This is a genomic window from Mesonia sp. K7 (assembly GCF_003233725.1).
Classification (GTDB): domain Bacteria; phylum Bacteroidota; class Bacteroidia; order Flavobacteriales; family Flavobacteriaceae; genus Mesonia.
On the sequence record NZ_QKQV01000007.1, the window covers coordinates 107,181 to 130,270 of the forward strand.

The 23,090-nt window shown below is 35.7% G+C and carries 22 protein-coding genes and 1 riboswitch; of the genes, 13 read left to right on the forward strand and 9 right to left on the reverse strand.

Annotated elements, in window-relative coordinates:
* Positions 1-10: 10 nt before the first annotated feature.
* Entirely contained in the window at positions 11-892 is an 882-nt protein-coding gene (locus DNG35_RS06905; protein WP_146228841.1) for a hypothetical protein, read from the reverse strand.
* A 132-nt stretch (positions 893-1,024) separates the two neighbouring features.
* Here DNG35_RS06905 and DNG35_RS06910 point away from each other — a divergent pair, with 132 nt between their 5' ends.
* Positions 1,025-1,291: a hypothetical protein gene (locus tag DNG35_RS06910; protein WP_111127259.1), complete on the forward strand. Its 267-nt coding sequence runs from the start codon at positions 1,025-1,027 to the stop codon at positions 1,289-1,291.
* Here the strand turns inward: DNG35_RS06910 and gldG are convergent.
* The 4 genes from gldG to DNG35_RS06930 are packed head-to-tail and all read right to left on the reverse strand — an operon-like array spanning position 1,288 to position 4,820.
* Complete coding sequence (gene gldG / locus DNG35_RS06915) at positions 1,288-2,955, reverse strand: gliding motility-associated ABC transporter substrate-binding protein GldG (RefSeq protein ID WP_111127261.1); 1,668 nt, start codon at positions 2,953-2,955, stop codon at positions 1,288-1,290. The genes DNG35_RS06910 and gldG overlap by 4 nt on opposite strands.
* A gap of 7 nt (positions 2,956-2,962) precedes the next feature.
* Positions 2,963-3,694 carry a gliding motility-associated ABC transporter permease subunit GldF gene (gldF, locus tag DNG35_RS06920; protein ID WP_111127263.1) on the reverse strand — a complete coding sequence of 244 codons (732 nt, stop codon included), beginning with the start codon at positions 3,692-3,694 and terminating at the stop codon, positions 2,963-2,965.
* Positions 3,694-3,990 (reverse strand): putative quinol monooxygenase, encoded by a 297-nt coding sequence (locus DNG35_RS06925; protein WP_111127301.1) that lies wholly within the window; start codon positions 3,988-3,990, stop codon positions 3,694-3,696. The genes gldF and DNG35_RS06925 overlap by 1 nt, the downstream gene beginning before the upstream one ends.
* Positions 3,990-4,820 carry an S-adenosyl-l-methionine hydroxide adenosyltransferase family protein gene (locus DNG35_RS06930; RefSeq protein ID WP_111127265.1) on the reverse strand — a complete coding sequence of 277 codons (831 nt, stop codon included), beginning with the start codon at positions 4,818-4,820 and terminating at the stop codon, positions 3,990-3,992. The genes DNG35_RS06925 and DNG35_RS06930 overlap by 1 nt, the downstream gene beginning before the upstream one ends.
* Before the next feature lie 99 nt (positions 4,821-4,919).
* On the opposite strand from DNG35_RS06930, the gene DNG35_RS06935 reads away from it, so the two are divergent.
* The 11 genes from DNG35_RS06935 to moeB all read left to right on the forward strand — a co-directional run bounded on the left by DNG35_RS06935 (position 4,920) and on the right by moeB (position 15,187).
* Positions 4,920-5,873, forward strand: a complete 954-nt coding sequence (locus DNG35_RS06935; protein ID WP_111127267.1) for a PhoH family protein — start codon at positions 4,920-4,922, stop codon at positions 5,871-5,873.
* 12 nt (positions 5,874-5,885) lie between these two features.
* Positions 5,886-6,833, forward strand: coding sequence for a phosphoribosylaminoimidazolesuccinocarboxamide synthase (locus DNG35_RS06940; RefSeq protein WP_111127269.1), 948 nt, complete (start codon positions 5,886-5,888; stop codon positions 6,831-6,833).
* Between the two features lie 35 nt (positions 6,834-6,868).
* Positions 6,869-7,858 carry a PD40 domain-containing protein gene (locus DNG35_RS06945; RefSeq protein ID WP_111127271.1) on the forward strand — a complete coding sequence of 330 codons (990 nt, stop codon included), beginning with the start codon at positions 6,869-6,871 and terminating at the stop codon, positions 7,856-7,858.
* Positions 7,859-7,950: 92 nt separating this feature from the next.
* Positions 7,951-8,049: riboswitch (TPP riboswitch) on the forward strand.
* 96 nt (positions 8,050-8,145) lie between these two features.
* Complete coding sequence (thiS, locus tag DNG35_RS06950) at positions 8,146-8,349, forward strand: sulfur carrier protein ThiS (RefSeq protein ID WP_111127303.1); 204 nt, start codon at positions 8,146-8,148, stop codon at positions 8,347-8,349.
* Between the two features lie 40 nt (positions 8,350-8,389).
* Complete coding sequence (gene thiC, locus DNG35_RS06955) at positions 8,390-10,234, forward strand: phosphomethylpyrimidine synthase ThiC (protein ID WP_111127273.1); 1,845 nt, start codon at positions 8,390-8,392, stop codon at positions 10,232-10,234.
* A 14-nt stretch (positions 10,235-10,248) separates the two neighbouring features.
* The gene (locus DNG35_RS06960) at positions 10,249-10,839 is read left to right on the forward strand and encodes a thiamine phosphate synthase (protein ID WP_111127275.1); all 591 of its coding nucleotides are present in this window, start codon (positions 10,249-10,251) and stop codon (positions 10,837-10,839) included.
* Positions 10,832-11,581: a hydroxymethylpyrimidine/phosphomethylpyrimidine kinase gene (locus DNG35_RS06965; RefSeq protein ID WP_111127277.1), complete on the forward strand. Its 750-nt coding sequence runs from the start codon at positions 10,832-10,834 to the stop codon at positions 11,579-11,581. The genes DNG35_RS06960 and DNG35_RS06965 overlap by 8 nt, the downstream gene beginning before the upstream one ends.
* A gap of 6 nt (positions 11,582-11,587) precedes the next feature.
* The gene (locus tag DNG35_RS06970) at positions 11,588-12,223 is read left to right on the forward strand and encodes a thiamine phosphate synthase (RefSeq protein WP_111127279.1); all 636 of its coding nucleotides are present in this window, start codon (positions 11,588-11,590) and stop codon (positions 12,221-12,223) included.
* On the forward strand, positions 12,195-12,965 hold the full coding sequence (locus DNG35_RS06975; protein WP_111127281.1) for a thiazole synthase: 771 nt from the start codon (positions 12,195-12,197) through the stop codon (positions 12,963-12,965). Before DNG35_RS06970 ends, DNG35_RS06975 begins: the two co-directional genes overlap by 29 nt.
* A gap of 13 nt (positions 12,966-12,978) precedes the next feature.
* On the forward strand, positions 12,979-14,124 hold the full coding sequence (gene thiH / locus DNG35_RS06980) for a 2-iminoacetate synthase ThiH (protein ID WP_111127283.1): 1,146 nt from the start codon (positions 12,979-12,981) through the stop codon (positions 14,122-14,124).
* Between the two features lies 1 nt (position 14,125).
* Positions 14,126-15,187: a HesA/MoeB/ThiF family protein gene (gene moeB, locus DNG35_RS06985; RefSeq protein ID WP_111127305.1), complete on the forward strand. Its 1,062-nt coding sequence runs from the start codon at positions 14,126-14,128 to the stop codon at positions 15,185-15,187.
* A gap of 62 nt (positions 15,188-15,249) precedes the next feature.
* Here moeB and DNG35_RS06990 read toward each other — a convergent pair whose 3' ends face one another.
* A complete protein-coding gene (locus tag DNG35_RS06990) occupies positions 15,250-16,338 on the reverse strand; it encodes a M42 family metallopeptidase (protein ID WP_111127285.1) in 1,089 nt (362 codons plus the stop codon).
* A gap of 56 nt (positions 16,339-16,394) precedes the next feature.
* On the opposite strand from DNG35_RS06990, the gene DNG35_RS06995 reads away from it, so the two are divergent.
* Entirely contained in the window at positions 16,395-17,135 is a 741-nt protein-coding gene (locus DNG35_RS06995) for a DUF4294 domain-containing protein (RefSeq protein WP_233494465.1), read from the forward strand.
* Position 17,136: 1 nt separating this feature from the next.
* On the opposite strand, the gene DNG35_RS07000 is transcribed toward DNG35_RS06995, so the two are convergent.
* Genes DNG35_RS07000 through DNG35_RS07010 form a run of 3 tightly spaced genes read right to left on the reverse strand, consistent with a single transcriptional unit; the run spans position 17,137 to position 22,801 of the window.
* Positions 17,137-19,227: an OmpA family protein gene (locus DNG35_RS07000; protein ID WP_111127287.1), complete on the reverse strand. Its 2,091-nt coding sequence runs from the start codon at positions 19,225-19,227 to the stop codon at positions 17,137-17,139.
* 10 nt (positions 19,228-19,237) lie between these two features.
* Positions 19,238-20,173: a type IX secretion system membrane protein PorP/SprF gene (locus DNG35_RS07005; protein WP_111127289.1), complete on the reverse strand. Its 936-nt coding sequence runs from the start codon at positions 20,171-20,173 to the stop codon at positions 19,238-19,240.
* Between the two features lie 6 nt (positions 20,174-20,179).
* Positions 20,180-22,801, reverse strand: a complete 2,622-nt coding sequence (locus tag DNG35_RS07010; RefSeq protein ID WP_111127291.1) for a gliding motility-associated C-terminal domain-containing protein — start codon at positions 22,799-22,801, stop codon at positions 20,180-20,182.
* Between the last annotated feature and the right edge of the window lie 289 nt (positions 22,802-23,090).

Here is a 23,090-nt window from a genome sequence, read left to right on the forward strand (position 1 = left end):
TATAAGTTTTTTAGCTTTTTATATCTTCCATTTTACTCCAGAATTCAACCTGATTTCTCTTATCAGCACTCATTTGTAGATATTTATTTTTAACACTTTCAAATTGATTTATAAAATTGATAATAATTTTAGAAGTTAAAATGGAGTTTATTGATAACACCAACGAACATTCTTTTAATACAGATTTTTCAATTCTATATATGGAATTATATTGTCTATCACTTATGTGTTCCGAGTGTGCATAATTTGAATAGATCTTCCACATTTCATCCACTCTTTCGTCTTTGATGCCACTTTTTTCAAACAAAACTTTACTTTTAATAAGTTTTGCATATTTTGGATTTAGATAGTTGTATTGAGTCTTTTTGTCAGCACTATTATAAATTTCTGAATTTTTAATGTTTTTTATAGCTTCATTGCTTTCTTTCTTAATTTTATTTAAGAATTCTTTTCTTTTTGGAAAATCTGAGGTTATATTAAATTCAAGTTGTTTTTGTAATCCGTGTAATTTATAAACGTTATATCGGAAGTTCTTTTCTTGGGTAGAAATATCATCAAAAAGTAAATAATAAATAATGAGAAATGATTCAATTTGCATTCTAGTAATACTATTTATAGAAAATATATCTACAATTTTTGCATTCTGATTCACTAAATTGAACTCATTTCCTTTTATTAGGTTTATAAGACTTTGATTTGCTAATCCAAATCTGAAAAACTTCCCTTCTAACTCCCTTTGGAAATACTCGATTTTTTCTTTGTTATCAAAAAGACTTTGAGTTAAAATAAATAATGAATTTGTTATCTTATCAAAATGATTTATTTGTGAAATAATATTATTGCTCGCCTTAGCAAAATATATATCAATTAAATCTTTTAATTTTTTATTCATTATAAAACTTATAATTTTTATGAAACCAAGATAACCATTATTCCCAAACCTTAATTCGTCAAAAAGACTTTTCTCCCTTTTTGTATTCACTATCAATATTTCAAGTATCTTTGCATTTTAAAATAAATCATCATGGCGAACAAAAGAGAGTTAAAAAGAGATTTGAACTATGTAATGGGCGATATTATAGAGGCGGCTTACATTCATCAGATTGCAAACCCAGAAGCAGATCATTCAAAATCAGAAGCAATTGTAGATAAAGCGATCGAGCATTTTGACCATTACATCACCAAAATCAATGAAAGAAAGGTAGAAAACAGAGGTGCTCACTTAAAGCAAGTGAACCAAGATATCGAAAAAGATGCGAAAGCACTTATCAAAGAGCTAAACGCGCTTTAATTTTTGATATACTTTTTGCGTCTTATCGTATAAAAGATAAACCCAAAAAGTAACAATAAAATTATCGGAAGTAACAAGTTAAAAAGTTGCCAAGACGTTCTGTTTTGAGCAACTTTTTCGGTATTTAAAAACGCCAGTTTTACCTCTTTTCCTCTAATGTTGAGCAACCCGGTATCGTCTAATAAATAATTCACCGAGTTCATCAAAAACTCTTTGTTCCCGTAAGTGGTTGCGGTATATCTGTCGTAACCCAAAGGAATAGGCCCTTGTCGCGAAAACTCATTTTTGATCACATCACCGTCGGCAACCACAATCATTTTAGTTGCTTTTCCTTGGTTTTGGTAATTTTCAAACTCAAAAGGCAAAATCCTGTTGTTGTAAACCGACGTAAACTCACCTTCCAACAACACCGCTAAGTTTTGTTTTCCGGCGTTGTATTTTTCGAGGTCGGGCTGCTCTTTGATTTTATCTAATTTTACAATTGTTGGTACGCCTTCCAGATACGATTTTGGCGAACTGTGCAACAATACTTTTTTACCGATATTATTTTTTAAGGTGTCTATCGCTGTTGCGAAATCAAATTTTACCGCTTCGATATTGTTGTTGATCTGGTGCTCTTGGTTAGAAACCGCCAATGGCGAATAAAACCACGGAAAAGGATTGTAGCGTGTCTGATTGCCCGAGCCTTGCGCCAAAACAATAGGAGCAGAAACCATATCATTTACCAAAGCCGTATTGATACGAACCCCGTAAGAAAAGAAAAAATCGTTCAAATTCAAATCCCTAATGTAAGCCAACGCAGAATTATCCACATTGGTAAACAAACTGTCTTTTTCCATCGCTACCTGATCGACCAACCAAAGCATTTTTCCGCCTTTCATCACATATTGGTCAAGCACTAGTTTTTCGCTTTCGCTAAATTTTTCGGTCGGTTTGGCCTCGATGACCAAATCAAATTTTTCTAATTCCTCTAGCGTTTTTTCAGGATGTTTGGCAACAGAATCCAACGTAAAAGGGGCGATAAAATAATATTCGCGTAAGCCTTGTAGGAAGTCAGTCAGGTTTCTATCGGGCAACTCACCATTGCCGCGCATGACAGCAATTTTTTTACTTCTTCCGTTGATAACTTTACTAAACGCATCCGAAAAAGCATATTCCAGATTTTCTACTGATGCGTTGACGATTTGCTCGTTATTATCACCAATTTTTCTTTTCAATAAAGGGATTTGTACCGACTTACCATCATAAGTTGCTACAGCCCAAGGAAAGAAAATAGTTTCGGTTACTTTACCATTTTCGGTCACGTTGATGGTTTCAGGCATCATTCCGCTTTGATAAAACTCATTAGCAACCGTTTCAGCATTTTTTCCGCTTTCAAGCGGATTGATAAAATCAAACTTAATGTTGCTGTTTACCGTCTCGTACTCCTCAAGAATGTAGCGGGTTTCGTTTTGTAAACGTTTAAACTCTGAAGGGAAGTCACCTTTTAAAAAAACTTCTACAATAACAGGGTTTTCTGACTGATTGACAATATTTTTGGAAGTTTCAGAAAGCGTATAACGATTGTTTTCGGTTAAATCTGTTCTAAAAAAGAATTGTGTCGCCAATAGGTTAATGGCGATAATCATGATAACAAAAATGATAATTTGTTTTTTGTTTTTCATAGTGCGATTAGACTTTTTTAGTGGATAGAGTAAACTTGGTGATTCCGAGAAAAAAGAGGGTTGCCGAAACGAAATAGATCACATCTCGACTATCGATAACACCTCGACTTATACTTTTATAGTGATAATTGATGCCTAAATACTCCAAACCGTAGGTTTCTGAGCCCAATAGGTTGGTATCGGCAATTCCTTCAAAAAGATAAAACAGCAAAAAACAAAAGAGTAAGGCAATAATAAAAGCCACAATTTGATTGGTGGTTAGACTCGATGCAAAAATACCGATGGCTGTATATAAACCAACTAAAAATATCAAGCCGAGATAACTTCCCAACATCGCACCTGCATCAAAATTCCCAACAGGATTTCCGTTATAGTAAATGGTAACCACATAAAATAAAGTGGGTAACAAAGCGATTAGGCATAACAAAAGCGAACCTATATATTTTCCCAAAACCAATTGCCAAATACTAAGTGGTTTGGTGAGTAAAAGTTCGTAGGTGCCTTGTTTCTTTTCTTCGGCAAAACTGCGCATGGTTACTGCAGGAATGAGTAAAAGTAAGATCCATGGAGCAATTTGAAAAAAAGAATCCAGCGAAGCAAATCCTGCATCAAAGATGTTATAGCCACCTTGAAAAAACCATAAAAACAAACTACAAAACACTAAGAAAATGCCAATTACCAAATAACCGATAATAGACGAAAAAAAGGCATTGATTTCTTTAAGAATAATAGCGTTCATTAGGGCAAACTTACAATTTTATCGACACTCCAAGCTTGAGGTTTGTCATTAAACATCGCTTTGGTTTTTGCCCAAACCTCTTTAAACAAGTTTGAAGTTCGGTAGTTTTCCAAAGCATTTTCATCCTTCCAGTAACTGTACGTAAAAAAGATATTTTTATTGTTTTTGTCTTGGTATAATTCTAAAAATTGACAGCCTTCAAAACCCCGAATGTATTGTTTTTTCTCTTCAAACATGGTTAAAAAGGCATCGATTTTCGTTTCATCAAAAGACATTTTTACAATTCTTATCAGCATCATTCAAATTTTATGTTTACCGTGTCTCTAAGTGCCAAACCAAAAAGCGTACTGGCGCTTCCCACATTTTGCGGATTACTCTTGTAAATGGCCAACTCGATATAATTTGCAGTGTTAAAAATAGCCAGCTTTTTCCCATCGGCTCCACGAGTTTCCTTAGGTTTGGTAAAATCTATTGCATCACTATAATTTTCATAGACTTTTTTAAAAGTTACTCCACGTGCAGAAATGACAAAATTTCGCCCTTTTCCAATAGTTTCATAAAGCTTTCGCGAAATATTGGTTACGACGTTTCCATAATTGTCGATGTAAATCACGTGACCCATTATCTGGTTTTGTTGCTCATTTACAATCGGGTTGAACTTAGAGATTTGCTTAATTTTTGAAATGTTTTTTCCAATAACGTCTAAAGTTCCGCCTCGAGCAATATGACAAGCCACTTTTACAAAAATATCCAACACCGGAAAAACCGTTTCTACATTGTCATGAATATTGATTTCGACAATCTTCTGCGGATTGATTTCAGAAGCTATTAGCGACATAATCCCATTATTGGCACAAATAAAAAAGTGGTCGTCGAGTTGCAGTGCAATATGTTTGTTCTCGGGTGTAATTTCAGAATCTACCCCAATGATATGTATCGTCCCTTTCGGAAAACTTTTATAGCTATTTTTGATGATATAAGCAGCTTCACTAATGTGGAATGGCGAAACCTCATGAGAGATATCAACAATGGTAATGTCGTTGAGTTCGCTCAAGATAGCACCTTTAACCGCTCCTGTTGATGGGTCTTTGAGACCAAAATCTGTTGTTAAAGTAATAATTGCCATCTAGTTATCTGTTAATATTTTTTTAGTCCAGTTGCTACAAAAATTAGTTAGATTTGTAATGCGAATTTAATTATAAATGCTTAATAAATATACCTGCTTTTGAACGAATTAGAAATTGAACTTTCAGAAATCAATCCGCAAGAGTTTTTCGGATATCAAAACACTAACATAGAGCTACTTAAAAAGTACTTTCCTAAAATAAAAATTGTAGCTCGAGGAAACAAAATAAGAGTTTACGGCGAAGAAGAGCGTCTTGAGGAGTTCGATAGGCGTTTTAATATGATTTTGGAGCATTTTGGAAAATACAACCAAATAGACGAAAACAGCATCGAGCGTATTCTCACCAGCGAAACCAAAGAAGATTACGAAACTTCTAAAGAAAGCGGTGATGTTTTAGTCCACGGTGTTAGCGGAAAGCTCATCAAAGCACAAACCGCTAACCAACGAAAAATGGTAGAATTAAGCCGTAAGAACGATATGGTTTTTGCCGTTGGTCCAGCCGGAACAGGTAAAACCTATACTGGTGTCGCTTTGGCAGTAAAGGCACTCAAAGAAAAACAAGTTCGTAGAATTATCTTAACGCGTCCAGCAGTAGAAGCAGGTGAAAATCTGGGTTTCCTTCCGGGAGATCTCAAAGAAAAACTCGATCCTTACATGCAACCTTTGTACGATGCGTTACGCGATATGATTCCGCACGAAAAACTGGAAACTTTTTTAGAGAAAGGGGTGATACAAATTGCACCGCTGGCATTTATGCGTGGTCGCACACTCGACAACGCTTTTGTGATTTTAGATGAAGCGCAAAACACTACCCATTCGCAGATGAAAATGTTTTTAACCCGTATGGGAAAAAATGCAAAATTCATCATCACGGGTGATCCAGGACAAGTAGATTTGCCGCCAAGAAGTATTTCTGGTCTTAAAGAAGCTTTGTTAGTACTCAAAGACGTCAAAGGAATTGGTATTTTATACCTCGATGACAAAGATGTGATTCGTCACCGACTCGTCAAAAAAGTAATTGCTGCTTACAAAGCCATCGAAAATCAAGAATAAATAGTTGCCAGAATGAAAAATACCCTTTTAAAAACCAATTATAATTTCCCAAACCAAAAAAGTGTTTACAAAGGTAAAGTACGCGAAGTTTATGAGCTTGATAACCATCAGGTGGTAATGATTGCCACCGATAGGTTGAGTGCTTTTGATGTGGTGATGCCAAAAGGAATTCCCTACAAAGGGCAAATCCTCAATCAGATTGCGACCAAAATGATGCAAGATACCCAAGATTTGGTGCCCAATTGGTTAGAAGCAACACCAGACCCAAATGTAGCGATTGGTAAAATGTGCGAACCTTTTAAGGTAGAAATGGTCATTAGAGGTTATTTGGCTGGTCATGCTGCACGCGAATACAAAGTGGGTAAACGCGAATTGTGTGGTGTGCAATTACCCGAAGGAATGAAAGAAAACGATAAGTTTCCTTCGCCAATAATTACACCAGCAACCAAAGCCGAACAAGGCGATCACGACGAAGATATTTCTCGGGAGGATATTCTGAAACGAGGAATCGTAAGTGAAGCCGATTACCAACAATTAGAAGATTATACCTACAAACTTTTTAAGCGTGGAAGCGAAATTGCCGCTTCACGCGGATTGATACTGGTAGATACCAAATACGAATTCGGTAAAAATCCCGAAGGTAAAATTGTATTGATAGACGAAATTCATACGCCTGATTCTTCCCGTTATTTTTATGCCGAAGGTTACGAAGAGCGCCAAGCCAAAGAAGAGAAACAAAAACAATTGTCGAAAGAATTTGTAAGACAATGGTTGATCGAAAATGGTTTTCAAGGCTTAGAAGGACAAAGCTTGCCTGAAATGACTGATGAATATGTAAACTCAGTTTCTGAACGCTATATCGAATTGTATGAAAACATCACCGGCGAAAAGTTTGTAAAAGCAGATATCTCTAATATCGAAAGTAGGATAGAAGAGAATGTGTTGGGGTATTTAAAATAGATGAATACTCAGGTTTTAATGAAGCTAATAATATTATGTTGAAACAAAATCTAATTCTAATATGTGGTTTCATTTTTATTCTCAGTTGCAACTCTCCTAAAAATGAAACTCAAAAAGAAGAAACCACAGAAAACAATTTTCAATTAGCTACTTCTACCGAGGAGGTAAAGCTTTTTGCGGAAGACATTGTTTCTACTTCGCTTTACGAAAGAGATCTAGCGATTTCACCAAAAGGAGACGAAATCGTTTATACCTTAGGGAATTATAACCAAAAGAAGCGAAGTTTAGTAAGTATCCAAAAAATAAATGAGGTATGGATTTCGCCAAAACTGTTAAGCATTTCAGGAAAATACCAAGATATCGAGCCTTTTTTCGATCCGAGTTCAAACCGATTGTATTTTGCCTCTAACCGACCGATGAATGGTGATACTACTCGTGCCGATTACAACATTTGGTACAGCGAAAAAATAGCAGGAGTTTGGAATGAGCCTGTTGCCTTAGATCCTATTATCAATACGAGAAGTGATGAGTTTTATCCTTCCTTAAGTAAGTCTGGAAATCTTTATTTTACGGCAACCAGAGGAAACGGAATTGGTGGGGAAGATATTTTTATGGCTCAACCTGAAAATGGCCAATTTAGTGAACCAATTTTACTCCCTGAAACCATCAATACGGTTTTTTACGAGTTCAATGCTTTTATTGACCCTGAGGAAAAGTACCTCATTTTCAGCTCCTATGGTAGAGCAGACGATTTAGGTGGTGGCGATTTGTATATGAGTGAAAAAGATAGCGATGGCAATTGGATGTCAGCTCGGCATTTGGGAGATCAAATCAATTCTGATAAATTAGATTATTGCCCATTTGTTGATGTCAATGCTAAAATCCTTTATTTCACTAGCGAAAGAATAGACCAAGAGGTTTCTGAAATAAAAAGCGTAGAACAATTAAGAGCGTTGTCCAACAGCATCCAAAATGGTTTCGGAAATATTTATAGTATAAGTCTTGAAGCGGTAAAATCAGAATAAAAAAGCCTTACAATAATTGAAAGGCCTTTTTGGCAGTAAACCCATAATTCTGGCCCACTTATTTTTTAATCTCAACTTTTTTTATATTTTTGAACCGACTTTAGGGGTGCTCTAGATTTTTCTAGGACTGAGAAATACCCTTTGAACCTGAATAAGTTAGTACTTACGTAGGGAAAAGCCGATTTTTTCATAAAAGTATGTTCGAAGAACATATTTTTATGACTTTCTATATCAGTTTCAAACAGGCAATCTGCCTGCTAAGGTTATCAAAAATAAACAAATGCGCGATGATAACCGTAAACGTAAATTCAACTCACCAAGAAATTTCTGAGGATACCAATATTACTCAATTATTAGCCCACCTCCATCATTCTGGTGATGGTATTGCTGTTGCCATCAATCAAGAAGTGATTTCCAAAAATGACTGGAACACTACAAGATTGGTTTCTGGAGATGATATTTTGATTATACAAGCCACTCAAGGAGGGTAATTGTCAACCTAAAATCTAATAAAGAAAGTCAAAAATACTTATGAAAGGAAAAGACACCGCACCACAAAAAGATAAGATTACTAGAAAGCCATTTCCCAATTCTAAAAAAATATATGTGCAAGGCAACTTGTATCCAGAAATTCAAGTGGCAATGCGCCAAATTAATCTTAGTGACACCAAAGATTCGATGACAGGGAAATCGACACCTAACGAACCGATTACTGTTTATGATACATCAGGACCATATACCGATCCTGAAAAAGAAATAGACGTTCATCAAGGGATAGAGCGTATCAGAGCCTCTTGGATTTTAGAAAGAAATGATGTCGAACAATTAGAAGCATTTACCTCTAAGTATTGTAATGAGCGATTGCAAGATAAGAGTCTAGATCATATGCGTTATGCCCATTTAAGAAAACCACTTAGAGCAAAGAAAGGAAAAAATGTCACGCAGTTGCATTATGCGAAACAAGGCATTATCACTCCCGAAATGGAATATATTGCTATTCGCGAAAACCAACGTATTGATGAAATGGTTTCTCTGGCTCATCAACACCCAGGAGAATCCTACGGAGCGTCGATTCCTAAGAAGATAACACCTGAGTTTGTACGGGATGAAGTGGCTCGAGGTAGAGCGGTAATTCCTAATAATATCAATCACCCCGAATCCGAGCCAATGATTTTAGGGCGAAATTTTTTAGTGAAAATTAATGCTAATATCGGAAATTCTGCGACCACCTCCTCGATAGAAGAAGAAGTAGAAAAAGCCGTTTGGGCTTGTCGTTGGGGTGCAGATAGTTTGATGGATTTGTCTACAGGTAAAAACATCCATGAAACTCGTGAATGGATCATAAGAAATTCTCCAGTACCTGTTGGGACAGTGCCAATTTATCAAGCATTGGAAAAAGTAAAAGGTGTCGCCGAAGATTTAACTTGGGAAATTTTTAAAGACACTTTAATAGAACAAGCCGAACAGGGAGTAGATTATTTTACGATTCATGCAGGGGTTTTATTACGCTACATCCCCATGACAGCAAAAAGAGTGACAGGAATTGTATCAAGAGGAGGTTCTATTATGGCTAAATGGTGTTTGGCACATCATAAAGAAAGTTTTTTGTATACTCATTTTGAAGAAATCTGTGAAATTTTAAAACAATACGATGTGGCTTTTTCTTTAGGAGATGGTTTACGTCCAGGTTCTATTGCCGATGCTAATGATGAAGCGCAATTTGCAGAACTAGAGACATTAGGTAAGTTGACCAAAATTGCTCGAAAACACGATGTACAATGTTTTATCGAAGGGCCAGGGCATGTGCCTATGCATATGATTAAAGAAAATATGGATAAGCAATTGGAGGTATGTGACGAAGCCCCGTTTTACACCTTAGGGCCATTAACAACCGATATAGCACCAGGTTATGATCACATTACATCAGGCATCGGGGCGGCGATGATAGGCTGGTATGGCTGTGCAATGTTGTGTTATGTAACGCCAAAAGAACATTTGGGCTTACCCAACAAAGAAGATGTGAGAACGGGTGTGGTCACCTATAAATTGGCAGCTCACGCAGCAGATTTAGCTAAAGGTCACCCCGGCGCACAACACCGTGATGATGCGCTAAGCAAAGCAAGATTTGAATTTAGATGGGAAGATCAGTTTAATTTGAGTTTAGACCCGGAATTGGCCAGAAGCTATCACGATGAGACTTTGCCGGCGGAAGGAGCAAAAATCGCTCATTTTTGTTCGATGTGTGGGCCAAAATTTTGTTCGATGAAAATATCACAGGAGGTGAGGGATTTTGCGGCAAAAAATAACGAGATAGAAGAAGGTTATAAAGAAAAATCAAAAGAGTTTAAAGAAAAAGGCTCTGAAGTATATTTATAATAAGGGGAGTTGTGATGGTTGTTTTTTCACCTGAAGGAAACATAGAAAATGAGATGACTATGTTGCATCATTTATTTGAGTGTGGCCTCAACTGTTTTCATCTTAGAAAACCTTGTTTCAGTCAAAATGATTATGAAATTTACCTTCATAAGATTAAGCCCATATACCATAATTTAGTCGTGTTACATGAGTATCATCATTTGGTGGAAAAGTATCTATTAAAAGGGATACATCTTAAAGAAGAACATCGGTTGAAAATTACTGATACAAAAGCTTATGTTACAGCTTTAAAGAGTAGGAGCAAATTGACGATAAGTACGGGTTTTCATAGTTATGAAGCATTAAAAAGCGACACATATAGTTATGATTACTGTTTTTTAAGCCCTGTATTTGATTCCATTTCAAAGCCGGGTTATTTAGGAAAAGGCTTTAAAGTAGCCTTAACGGAACAGAAAATTTTAGCACTAGGAGGAATTACTTTGCAAAACATCAAGCTGGCAAAACAACTAGGTTACCAAGGCATAGCTTTATTGGGAGGTGTTTGGAAAAGTAAATCGCCTGTAGAAGAGTTTATAAAAATAAAAACAGCTTACCTTGATGCATAGACAAAACATACTGACCATTGCAGGGTTTGACCCCAGTAGCGGTGCGGGGATTACTGCCGATATCAAGGTTTTTGAAGCCTATAAGCAATATGGTTTTGGAGTATGTACAGCTTTAACTGTTCAAAACGAAGCTACTTTTAAGTTATGCCATTGGGTAGATGCTGATCTAATTTTAGAACAACTAATAATTATTCTGAATAAGCATAAAATAACAGTTGTTAAAATAGGAATTATAGAAAATTGGGAACTTTCATTAAAAGTACTACATACGTTAAAACAGTATAATTCAGCTATAAAAGTGGTTTTGGATCCTGTTTTAAAATCAACGACAAACCATCAATTTATAGAAGGGATTGCTGGACAAGTTTTCACGGAAGTATTAAAACAATGCTTTGTCATCACACCTAATTACCTTGAGTTATTGTCATGGAGCAAAAATGAAGCAGTAGAAAAAACGGTACAAAGAATAAGCCACTTGACGAAAGTATATGTAAAAGGTGGACATCGAGAAGACGGACGAAAAGGCTATGATTTACTATACGAAAACGGAACTTTGAGTGCTGAATTTCCTCCCACAATAAATCCAGTTTTTTTGAAACATGGCAGCGGATGTGTTTTGTCTTCTGCTTTAGCATGCGAGCTATTAAAATATAATGATTTTTTAAAAGCCTGCGAACAGGCAAAATATTTTACAGAAAAGTTTCTGGCCTCAAATACAAGCCTTTTAGGAACACATTATTAAAGTTTGATGATAGAGAAATTGCAATACATATCACATGGAGAAACCCCAGTACAGCATATAGAAGCAATAAAGTTAGCTTGTAAACATGGCGTTAATTGGGTGCAATTGCGTCTTAAAGACCAATCAGAGCACGTTTGTTTACATACAGCTAAAAAGGTGAGGGAAATAACTCAAAAGTATAGCGTGAAGCTCATTATAAACGATCATTATAAAATAGCAAAAGACGTTGAAGCCGATGGTGTTCATTTAGGAAAATCAGATTTTTGTCCTGTAGTTGCCCGTCAATATTTAGGGGAGAAATTTATCATTGGCGGCACGGCCAATACCATAGACGATTGTAAAAGATTAATCGCAAAAAAAGTAGATTATATTGGTTTGGGGCCTTATAAGTTTACCACAACAAAGAAAAATTTGAGTCCGATTTTAGGACTTTCAGGATACCAAAAGATTAAAAATCAATTAGGCGAATCAATTCCTATGATTGCGATTGGCGGAATTACGCTAGAAGATGTTTCCCCTTTATTAGAAACAGGTGTATACGGTATTGCCGTTTCTGGTGTGATTACCTATGATTTTTCAACCATAACCCATTTTAAAAAGAAATTATATTCCTATGAAAGACATCCTTCAAATTGCCGATAAAAAGTTTAGTTCACGATTGTTTACAGGTACAGGTAAATTCAGTTCTAACCAATTGATGAGCGAGGCCATATTAGCCTCAGAAAGTGAGTTGGTCACCGTGGCTTTAAAGCGTATAGATTTAGAGCAAAAATCAGATGATATGATCAAAGCTTTACAACAGCCAACTATCAGTCTTTTGCCTAATACCTCTGGGGTAAGAAATGCAAAAGAAGCAATTTTTGCTGCGGAACTGGCGAGAGAAGCTTTACAGACCCATTGGTTGAAGTTAGAGGTTCACCCCGACCCTAAATATTTACTTCCCGACCCTATAGAAACTTTAAAAGCTGCCGAAGAACTTGTAAAAAAAGGTTTTGTCGTGATGCCTTACATCCATGCCGATCCTGTTTTATGCAAGCGATTAGAAGAAGTTGGTGTGGCTTGTGTGATGCCTTTGGGCGCACCTATAGGAACCAATAAAGGTTTGCGAACCCATGATTTTTTAGAAATTATCATCGAGCAAAGTACAGTTCCGGTAGTTGTAGATGCAGGAATAGGGAGTCCGTCGCATGCTGCTTACGCTATGGAATTAGGCGCAGATGCTGTTTTGGTAAATACAGCTATAGCGGTTTCGAATAATCCTGTAGAGATGGCAAAAGCCTTTAAGCTGGGAGTTGAAGCCGGAAGAATGGCGTATCAGGCAAAACTTGCAAAAGTAACTACTCATGCAGAAGCGAGTAGTCCGTTGACACGTTTTTTAAATTAAAATAAAAATCTCGATGAGAAAAGAAAAACTGTATAAACGAAGTGGCTTAGAAAAAAGCTTTGAAGCGGTTTTCAACACCTATCAGTGGGATGAGGTTTTGGACAGTATTTATACAAAAACAGCTATAGATGTAGAGAGAGCCATTAACAATGCTCATAGAGATTTAGAAGATTTTAAAGCATTGATTTCACCTGCTGCCCAAGATTATCTTGAAGTTATGGCCGCAGCAAGTAAAGCTATTACCAAAGAGCGATTTGGGAACACTATGCAAATGTATGTGCCGATGTATCTGTCAAACGAATGTCAGAACATTTGTACCTATTGTGGTTTTAGTTTAACCAATAAAATTCCGAGAAGGACACTTACGGACGAAGAAATTTTAAAAGAGATATATTTTTTAAAAAAGAAAGGGTATGATCATATATTATTAGTCACAGGCGAAGCTAATCAAAAGGTAGGGGTAGAGTATTTGAAAAATGCTATTCGATTAGCAAAAAAACATTTTTCTAATGTTTCTATAGAAGTACAACCTCTTCTGCAAAATGAATATGAATTGTTAATAGAAGAAGGCCTATACGCAGTATTAGTTTATCAAGAAACCTACCACAGAGAAACCTATAAACAACATCACCCAAAAGGAAAGAAGTCAAATTTTAATTATAGGTTGGAAACCTCAGACCGATTGGGTCAGGCCAATATTCATAAAATAGGTTTAGGCGCATTGTTTGGTTTAGAAGATTGGCGTTGTGATGCTTTTTTTACAGCCTTACACTTAAAATATTTACAACAAACTTACTGGAAAACTACTTATTCTATTTCTTTTCCTCGATTAAGACCTTTTAGTGGAGGAGTTGACCCTAAAGTAGAAATGACCGATAAGCATTTAGCACAAACTATTTTTGCTTTTAGGATGTTGGATAAAGAGGTAGAACTTTCTTTATCGACTAGAGAGAATGAAGTTTTTAGAAATAACATTGTCAATTTAGGGGTAACTTCTATCAGTGCGGAATCAAAAACCAATCCTGGAGGTTATACCGTTGAGAAACAATCTTTAGAACAATTTGAAATATCAGACGAGCGCTCTACAGAAACCATTGTAAAGATGTTGAAAAATAATGGCCTTGAACCTGTTTGGAAAGATTGGGAAAAATTTAAGTGAAATGCAACTATCAAAAAACGAATATAAGCATTACAGTAGACACTTGCTACTGGATGAAATAGGAGAGAGCGGTCAACACTTACTCAAAAAAAGTAAGGTTTTGGTTATTGGCGCAGGAGGTTTAGGTTGCCCAACTTTACTTTACTTAACCGCAGCCGGAGTAGGCGAGATAGGAATTGTAGATAACGATAAAGTAGAGGTGTCTAATCTACAACGTCAAATACTATATACCGTAGAAGATATTGGTAAGTCAAAATCTCATTGCGCAGCGATGAGGTTAAAAAAGTTAAACCCCCATATCAAAATTACAGGGCATAATGAATTTTTAAATAAAAATAATGCGCTTTCTCTTTTTAAAAATTATGATATTATTGTTGATGGGTCTGATAATTTTGCTACACGCTACTTAACTAATGATGCAGCAGTTATTACAGATAGACCATTTGTTTATGGAGCAATACATAAGTTTGAAGGGCAGGTGAGTGTTTTTAATTACCTAAATGGTCCTACCTATAGATGTTTGTATCAAAGTCCACCTCAAGAGCATATCCCTAACTGTAGTGAAATAGGTGTGTTGGGAGTATTGCCAGGAATTATTGGTGCTTTTCAGGCGAATGAAGTGATAAAAATTATTTGCGGATTAGAAGAAGTACTCTCAGGAACTTTGTTGATATTTCAAGCAAAGACCTATCAAACAAACAAACTGAAAATCCTTAAAAATGAAAGGATAAATATTTCTTCTCTACAGGAAAGTTATTCAATAAATTGTGATTCTCAGCAATCGTATCAAGAACTAACTTGGCAAGAGTATAAAAAAAATAAAACAGAATATCTGTTATTGGATGTACGGTCAGCACAAGAATATTTTTTAGCCAACCGAGGCGGTTTACATATCCCGATAGATGAATTACCACAAAAATTAAAAGAAATTCCTGCAGGAAAAAACCTTTTGGTTTGTTGTCAGTCTGGAGCAAGAAGTAAAAAGGCAATTAGGATCTTACAGGAAAATAAAATGGGCAATAAATTGTTTAACCTTAAAGGGGGTTTAGCAGCCTATCAATAAAAAACCCAAGTTCTACTCGTATAAATAGAAGTTGGGTTTTATTCCACGAAAGTGAATTGTTATTAATCGAAATAACTAAAAGTTTCTCCTTTTTTGATACTAAGAATACTTTGGTAAATAAGCTTGATCACATTTTCTACATCTTCTTGATGCACCATTTCTACAGTGGTGTGCATATAGCGAAGTGGCAACGAAATTAACGCCGAAGCTACACCACCATTGCTGTAGGCAAACGCATCGGTGTCTGTACCTGTGGCGCGACTACAGGCCGAACGCTGAAACGGAATTTTATTTTTTTCTGCGGTTTCGATAATGAGTTCGCGTAACTTGTTTTGCACTGCAGGCGCATAAGCAATTACGGGACCTTTACCCAATTGCAAGTCACCTTCTTTTGATTTTTTAATCATTGGGGTAGTCGTGTCGTGGGTAACATCGGTTACAATCGCAACATTAGGCTGAATGCGATTGGTAATCATTTCTGCTCCGCGTAAGCCAATTTCTTCTTGTACCGAATTGGTAATGTATAACCCAAAATCAAGTTTGTGTTTATTTTCTTTGATGAGTCGAGCGACTTCTGCAATCATAAAGCCACCGATGCGATTATCGAGTGCACGACAAACAAATTTGTCTTTGTTTAAAACGAAAAACTCATCTGGATAAGTGATGACACAACCCACGTGAACGCCCAGTTTTTCAACTTCTTCTTTGGTCGTACAGCCAACATCTATCGTAATGTTCTCGAGGTTGGGAGATTGTTCTTTCTCTTTATTTCTGGTGTGAATGGCAGGCCAGCCAAAAACACCTTGTACAATCCCATTTTTGGTGTGAATGTTTACGCGTTTGGATGCCGCAATCATATGATCACTACCGCCATTTCTAATGACGTGAATTAGTCCGTTATCGGTAATGTAATTTACGTACCACGAGATTTCATCAGAATGCCCTTCGATGACAACTTTATATTTTGCTTTCGGATTGATAACACCAACTGCAGTACCGTAAGTGTCGGTAATAAACTCATCTACATAAGGTTTGAGGTAGTCCATCCAAATTTTCTGTCCTTCCCATTCATAACCTGTGGGAGCAGCATTGTTGAGGTATTTTTCTAAGAAAGTAAGTGATTTTTTATTGAGAATGCTCTTTTTTGCCATATTTTTTATTTTAATTGAACTGCAATTTAAGAAGAAAAAACAACAGTAACGATACTATGGCATACTTTTGGAATGATTTTAGATGTATGTTTGCAGCCGATATATTTAAAATGAAATTGAAGTTTTTTTATTTATTATTACTTTCTCCAACACTGCTTTTTTCTCAGATAGAAAGCGGTAAAAGTAATCTTGTTTCTAATTTCGGGAAGAAAAAAAGTGATCCCGTTTTGATTCAGCAAAATGACACCACTTATGTCGATGCAGAGGCTCTAGATGAGGTTTTTTTGGTGAGTCGTTTTAAATTTGAAGATCGTGAAGAAAGGCGTACCTATTTGATCTTACAACGAAAAACTAGAAAAGTTTGGCCTTATGTAGTTACGGCAACAGATAGATTGAACGAACTGACAGCACGTTTAGAAAAACTTAAGAAAAAAAGTGATAGGAAAAAATATACTAAGATTATTCAAAATTATTTGGAAGACCAGTTTAAGGAAGAGTTAAAAAACTTGACCAAAACCGAAGGACAAATTCTAGTGAAACTCATGCATCGCCAGACAGGGGAAACAACTTTTGAAATTGTAAAAGAACTTAAAAGTGGTTGGAATGCTTTTTGGTATAATACTACCGCTAGCATGTTTAATATTTCTTTAAAAGAAAATTACAGCCCAGAAAACGTAAAAGAAGACTTTTATATTGAGCATATTCTTCGTAGAAATTTCCAAAGTGAGCGTTTAGAAAGACGTGAACCAAAAATTGAAATCGATTTTATCCAGAGTTTACATAACTGGAAGCAGTAAACTACTCAAAATTTAAAATTTTAAATTCGCACCTACGATTAATCTCATGTTGCTCTTCATTGCATGCTTCTTCAGTTTCACAATAAACAATTGGGAATTTTTCACCATAACCAGTTGCTTTGATTCTCGATAAAGCAATACCATTTTCACCTAAAAATTCCTGAACAGAATTAGACCGTTTTTGTGATAACTCTTGGTTGTATTTATTGTTTCCTCTAATATCGGTATGCGTACCAATTTCTATTTGCATTTTCGGATATTTCTTCATCAGGGTGATAATGGTTTGTAGCTTAGCCCGTGATTCTTTTCGCATGTACCAAAGGTCATAATCAAAATAGATGGGTTCGGTTTTGATGAAATATTCGTTGTCTTTTTTGATGATGTCTTTTTCGGTTTCGGCAATTTTGGCAATTCTCTTTTTCTTCTGTATTTCTTTTTCAGCAGCTTCTCTTTTTGCTTTTTCTTCGGCTTTTTTCTTTTCTTGTTCGGCTCTTGCGATGGCTTCTTTTTTATCTTTTTCCGCTTGAGCGATTGCTTGTTTTTCTTGCTCTTTTTTGATTTCTTCTAACTTCTCAAAACTTTGTAAATATAAAGTTCGCTCGTGTTGTAATTTTCTTTTGCCATTCGTTTTCACGAAAGTACTATCAGACGTATAGGCTTTTTTGCTTGCGGTAATTTTATAGTTGTTGTTACAGAGTATTTTAAAATTGAAAACTCCTTTTTCATCTGTGATTAATTTTTGGATTTCTTCGTTATCAAGAATCAAATTTACACTAGCATTGCTTAGTAATTCGTTGGTATGCTTATCACGAACTGTTCCTACAATCAATTGATAGCAGTCTTCGATCATGAGCGGTTGCGTTTCTTTAAAATGATAAATATCGTCGCTACCTTTTCCTGAAGGTCGGTTAGAACTAAAAAATCCTTCTTGTGTTGAGGTATTCACTACATAGGCAAAATCGTCGTAGCCCGAATTTACAGGAAAACCAACATTATCGGGTTTGCCAAAACCATTGTTACTGGGTTTAGCTATAAAAACATCGAGAAACCCAAAACCTGGATGACCATCGGAAGAAAAATAGAGGTTTCCTTTGTCATCGATAAACGGAAATTGCTCTTTGTGTTTGGTGTTGATAACAGCACCAAGATTTTCGGGATCTGAAAAATTATTGGTATTGACTTGATAAATATCAAAACTGCCAAAACCACCAGGTCGATTTGAAGCGAAATAAAGTGTTTTTCCGTCTGGGCTTAAAGCCGGATGTTCGTTAGAAAATTCATCACTGTTGATAGGTAGTGAACTGATGTTTTTCCATTTACCATCAATGAGTTCTGCTTTGTAAATTTGTAATTGTGTGACTTTTTGGTCATCTCTTTTGAGTTTTCCGTTAAGGTAATTATTACGGGTAAAATAAACCGTTTTTCCGTCGGTGGTAAAAACAGCATTCGATTCGTGCAGTTTACTGTTAATCTCGTCTGAAAAAACTTTGGTATTAGTACTCTTGGTAACCGAATCTAAAGCGATTTGGTACAAATCTAAATACGGGTGGTTGTTCCAATAATAGATTTTTTCGAGAAGTGAAGTTTCTTTTTTGGTGGCAGCAAATACCAGTTGGTCTCGGTAAAAAGTTCCGCCAAATTCAGATGCTGCGGTATTAAGCGGTAAATTTTTGATTTGGAATCTTTCGCCAAGAGCGGCTACATTTTCTAAATAGTTTAGATTTTCTTTATGTGCTGTTTTATTTTCGCTTAAAGCGGATGCTGTCTCATTTGCTTTTTGCTCGTTGCCTGAAGCTTTTAAAGTTTGAAGGTACATAAACAGGTGTTTTTCATCCATCAATTTGGGGTCACGCGCTAAAATTTTCTGGTATAAACTTGCTGCTTTTTGTACTTGGTAAGTATAGGTGTAAGCATCGGCAAGATTTAATAAAGTTTGGGTTGGCGTATCGTTTTTTAGAGCTTCTTCGTACAAAGGAATCGCTTTGGTGTAATACGTTTTTGCAAAGTAGATGTCTGCTTTTTTGGTCTGGAAATCTTGACTAAAAATGAATTGTGATAAGAAGATAAAAAAGAAAAGTAGTTTTAATTTCATAATTCAAATGTTAGAAAAATCGAGGAGATTTGTGGTATCCGCCAAGCAGATTTAAATCGAATAACAAGTAGATTTCGTGGGTTCCTGAATTAAAATTACCCATATTGGTCAACGTATGGTCGTAGGCATAACCAAAGGTTAAACTTGGTGTGATGCCAATGCCAAACATTCCGCTTACCGAATCATCAATGCGATGCGAAACACCCAGTTCAAAACGGTCTAAATACCTCACGTTGAGCGATAAATCATACATTAGCGGAGCACCTCTTACATTTCTGATTAAAAAAGAAGGTTTGATTTTGTAGTCTTGGTTCAGATCAAAAACATAACCACCAGTTAAATAGGTATGAATTTCTTCGCTGCCCAATCGCTGAATTCCGTTCGGGTCTTGTAGGTGTTTGCCTTTTAAAAAATTAGGAGCCGATAAACCGATGTAAAAACTTTCGTGGAATAAAAACGCACCTGCACCAAAATTAGGAAAGGTTTGATTGATGTTTTCTTGAAAAGCAGCATCTGTACTCGGGTCGCCACTTTCTAATCGCAAACCTGTAAAATCAGTATTTAAAAAAGTAACTCCAGCTTTAACGCCCATTGAGAGTTTAATCTTTTCCGTCAAGGAAATGATATAAGCAAAATCGGCGTAAATATTATTTTCTTTCAGTGCACCTTCGCCAATTTCATCAGTAATAAACGATAAACCTGTCTCTATTTTATGGTTGATGGGCAAATGTGTGAAAAAAGAAAAAGTTTCGGGAGCTCCAATGGCTCCGACCCATTGTGTTCTGTAAAAAGCACCAAAATTGATAATTTCTGGTGTATGGGTTACATAAGCTGGGTTAATCACATTCATATTATACATATAATGTGTGAACTCAGGATCTTGTTGAGCAAAACTAACTTTTGAGCAAAGCAATATCAAAAATGTAACAAGGGTAATTTTCTTCATAAAAGATTATCGGTTTAAATACAATCTGCCTTGTTGAGGTGGTTTGTTGTCTTTATTAAAGTAAACAATGTAAAAATATACTCCGTTAGGTGCGACACCATCAACAAATGCGTTGGTTTCACCATTCCATTCTGGATTTTGAATGTCACCGACAAAAAGGCGTTTACCGTAACGGTTATAGATTTCATAGCTATAATCGGGAAACAAAAATGAGATGTTTGGTATTCTAAAAACATCATTGTTTCCGTCGTTGTTGGGTGAAAAAGCATCGGGTATGAAAAAGTCGTAAACAGGATTATTGGGGTCACAATTGGTTAATGTAACTTGTATTTCTAAATTGGTTGAAGAATCACATCCCGTTACGGCGTCATTTAAATAGGCATAATAAGTTTCATTGTCATCTAAAAGAGTTGAGGGCGGAAGTTGATTTCCGTTTTGATCGTAGCAAACAACATTATAGGTAGTTCCTTGAATAATATTTGAAGTTAAATCGGCAACGGTTGGGTTATCGATACCGCAAAATTTATTTCCGTCTTGAACGAGCGTTGGTTGAGGAACTTGATTGACAATTACGTCGACAAATACTTTGTCTGACACGCATCCTTGGGCGTTGGTTTGTGCTACCCAATAAGTAGTATTGGTTAAAGGTTGAGTTGCGCTAAGCGGAGTTATCGAAGTTTGGTTTTCGTACCAAAAAATATTCGTAGCATTTGGAGATAAATCGGCAACCGTTGGGTTATCGGCTTCACAGAATTCTTGAATAGGATTTACATTTGGTGGATTTGGAATTGGATAGATTTCAAAATTTAGGTTACTTGTAGAAAGTGATGAACAACCAGTTTGTAAATTTGTAATTTCGTGAATTTCAAAATCATAAGTTCCTGGTGTTGTGAAATTAGAGCCATCAACCGTAAAATTAGTCATTCCGTTGTTTACTGAAAGATTAATATTTTGCTGTGAAATAATTCCTGTTTCAATAGAATAAATAAGTTCTATTTGGTTAAGGTTGGTAAGATTTCCGAGTTCAATTGTAATAGCTTCTCCCAGACAGACATCGTCAATAGTAATTCCAATAGTTGAGGGTGGTAATTCAAAAATTTCAAAATCATCAGAAAAATCAGTATCAACAACACAACCAAATTGGTTGGTAACAGAAGTGATTTCAAAGGTATGATTGCCAATGTTGGGAAACTGAGAAATGTCTATGGTAATAGTAGCTTCTCCGTTTGTAAAGGTTAATGTTTCGTTTGCATTACTAATGGTGTTTGCTCCCGAAACATCGTAAGTGATGTCGAGCGTTTCTCCAAAAGTATTGTCAGGATGAGTGATAAGAATATCGATATTTTCACCTTCACAAATATCATCGATGTTAATATCTAAATTGTCTTCGAATATTGGCCAAATTTCAAAAGTATCTTCTAAATCATAAATAATGTTACAGATGAGTTCATTGGGGTCATTGAGAATAATAAAATCATCAATTATAATGGTGTAAGTTCCTTCTTGTAAAGGATTGTCTGGAGTTATTGTAAAATTTACAGGGTCATTTAAAATAAACTGATATGTTCCGCTAAAATTCGTAGGACCATTTAATTGATATGTGATTTCAAATAAATTACTCGGTAAATCGGTTAAATTGGGTAAATCTAAAATTTCAATATCTAAGCTATTATTGTTTATTTCATTAATACAGATAGATTCAATGTTTATGGTTGCAGCAGAAAAATCTAATTCTCTTTTTATTTTTATAATAACAGTTACTACTTGTGGCTCACATACAGGATGACTTGGTAAAGAAGTATAACTAAAATTATAATCACCATAACCAAAAGTGTTGAAAATATTTTGGATATCAATAATAGTATCTGAAGGACTTGTGAGTTCGTTGGTTCCAGAGTCTTCTGTCCAAAATCCGTTTGTGGGCTGTACGATAGTCAATAGATCGAAATTAGCGTGATTTGCAATCTCATTCGGTCCACATATTTCAAACTCATACGTAGCCTCATTAGGATCGGGTAAAGGGTGTACTGTTAGTTCAACTGTTACGGTTTGAGCGGGACAACTTCCAACGGCAGGTACTGTATAAGTAAATGTGTAAGAGCCGACTCCCTGAATAGTAGCATTATAAAAGCTGCCAGTAAGAGCCCCTGTATTATCTACGTCAACCCAAGTTCCGAATAGATGAGGGTTAGGGTTATTTCCAATAAACTGAAAAAGATTGACGCTGGTATCATTTTCACAAGCATTAGCATCAAAATTATTAACACCTGCATAACCGCCAATATTTAAAGTTAATGTAGCTGTATTGTCTGTACAGCCCGTAGAGTTAACAGTATAGGTATAAGTGTAAGTGCCACCTTGATTAATTTCCCATATATTAATAATGTCGGTAGACGAACCGACATATATATTTAAATTATCATTGTCTGTCCAAGTTCCTCCAGCTTGAGGAGCCCCTTGAAGCGCATTAAAAAGATTGAAGTTTTGGTTGCTTGAGTCAGGGATGTTACAAATAGTGATCGTAGTATCATTACCAGCACATTGAGCATAACTTTCTTGTTGAGTAAAAGCAGCTAGGCTAATTAAAATGAAATAAAATAAATTACTTTTAAAGTAATAATGTTTCATGAAGGCTTGTTTGGTTTGCTATATAACAACTAAATATGCTTTTTTCCTACCGTTTAGGTCTATTTTTTTATTGAAATTATTTTTTAGAATTTTTCTTTCAAAAAGATTTGTGGGATAACAAATAGTGGTTATCTTTGCAGTCCCTTTTTTTGTGAGGGAAGTTCATAGGATATTGGTGCAAAAATTTTAATTAAAAAAAAGTATTTTTTTTATTGCCGAATTAAAAAAGAGTTATACATTTGCACTCGCAAAACGGGAAAGAGTTTTGAAAAGGTATGGTCTGGTGTCC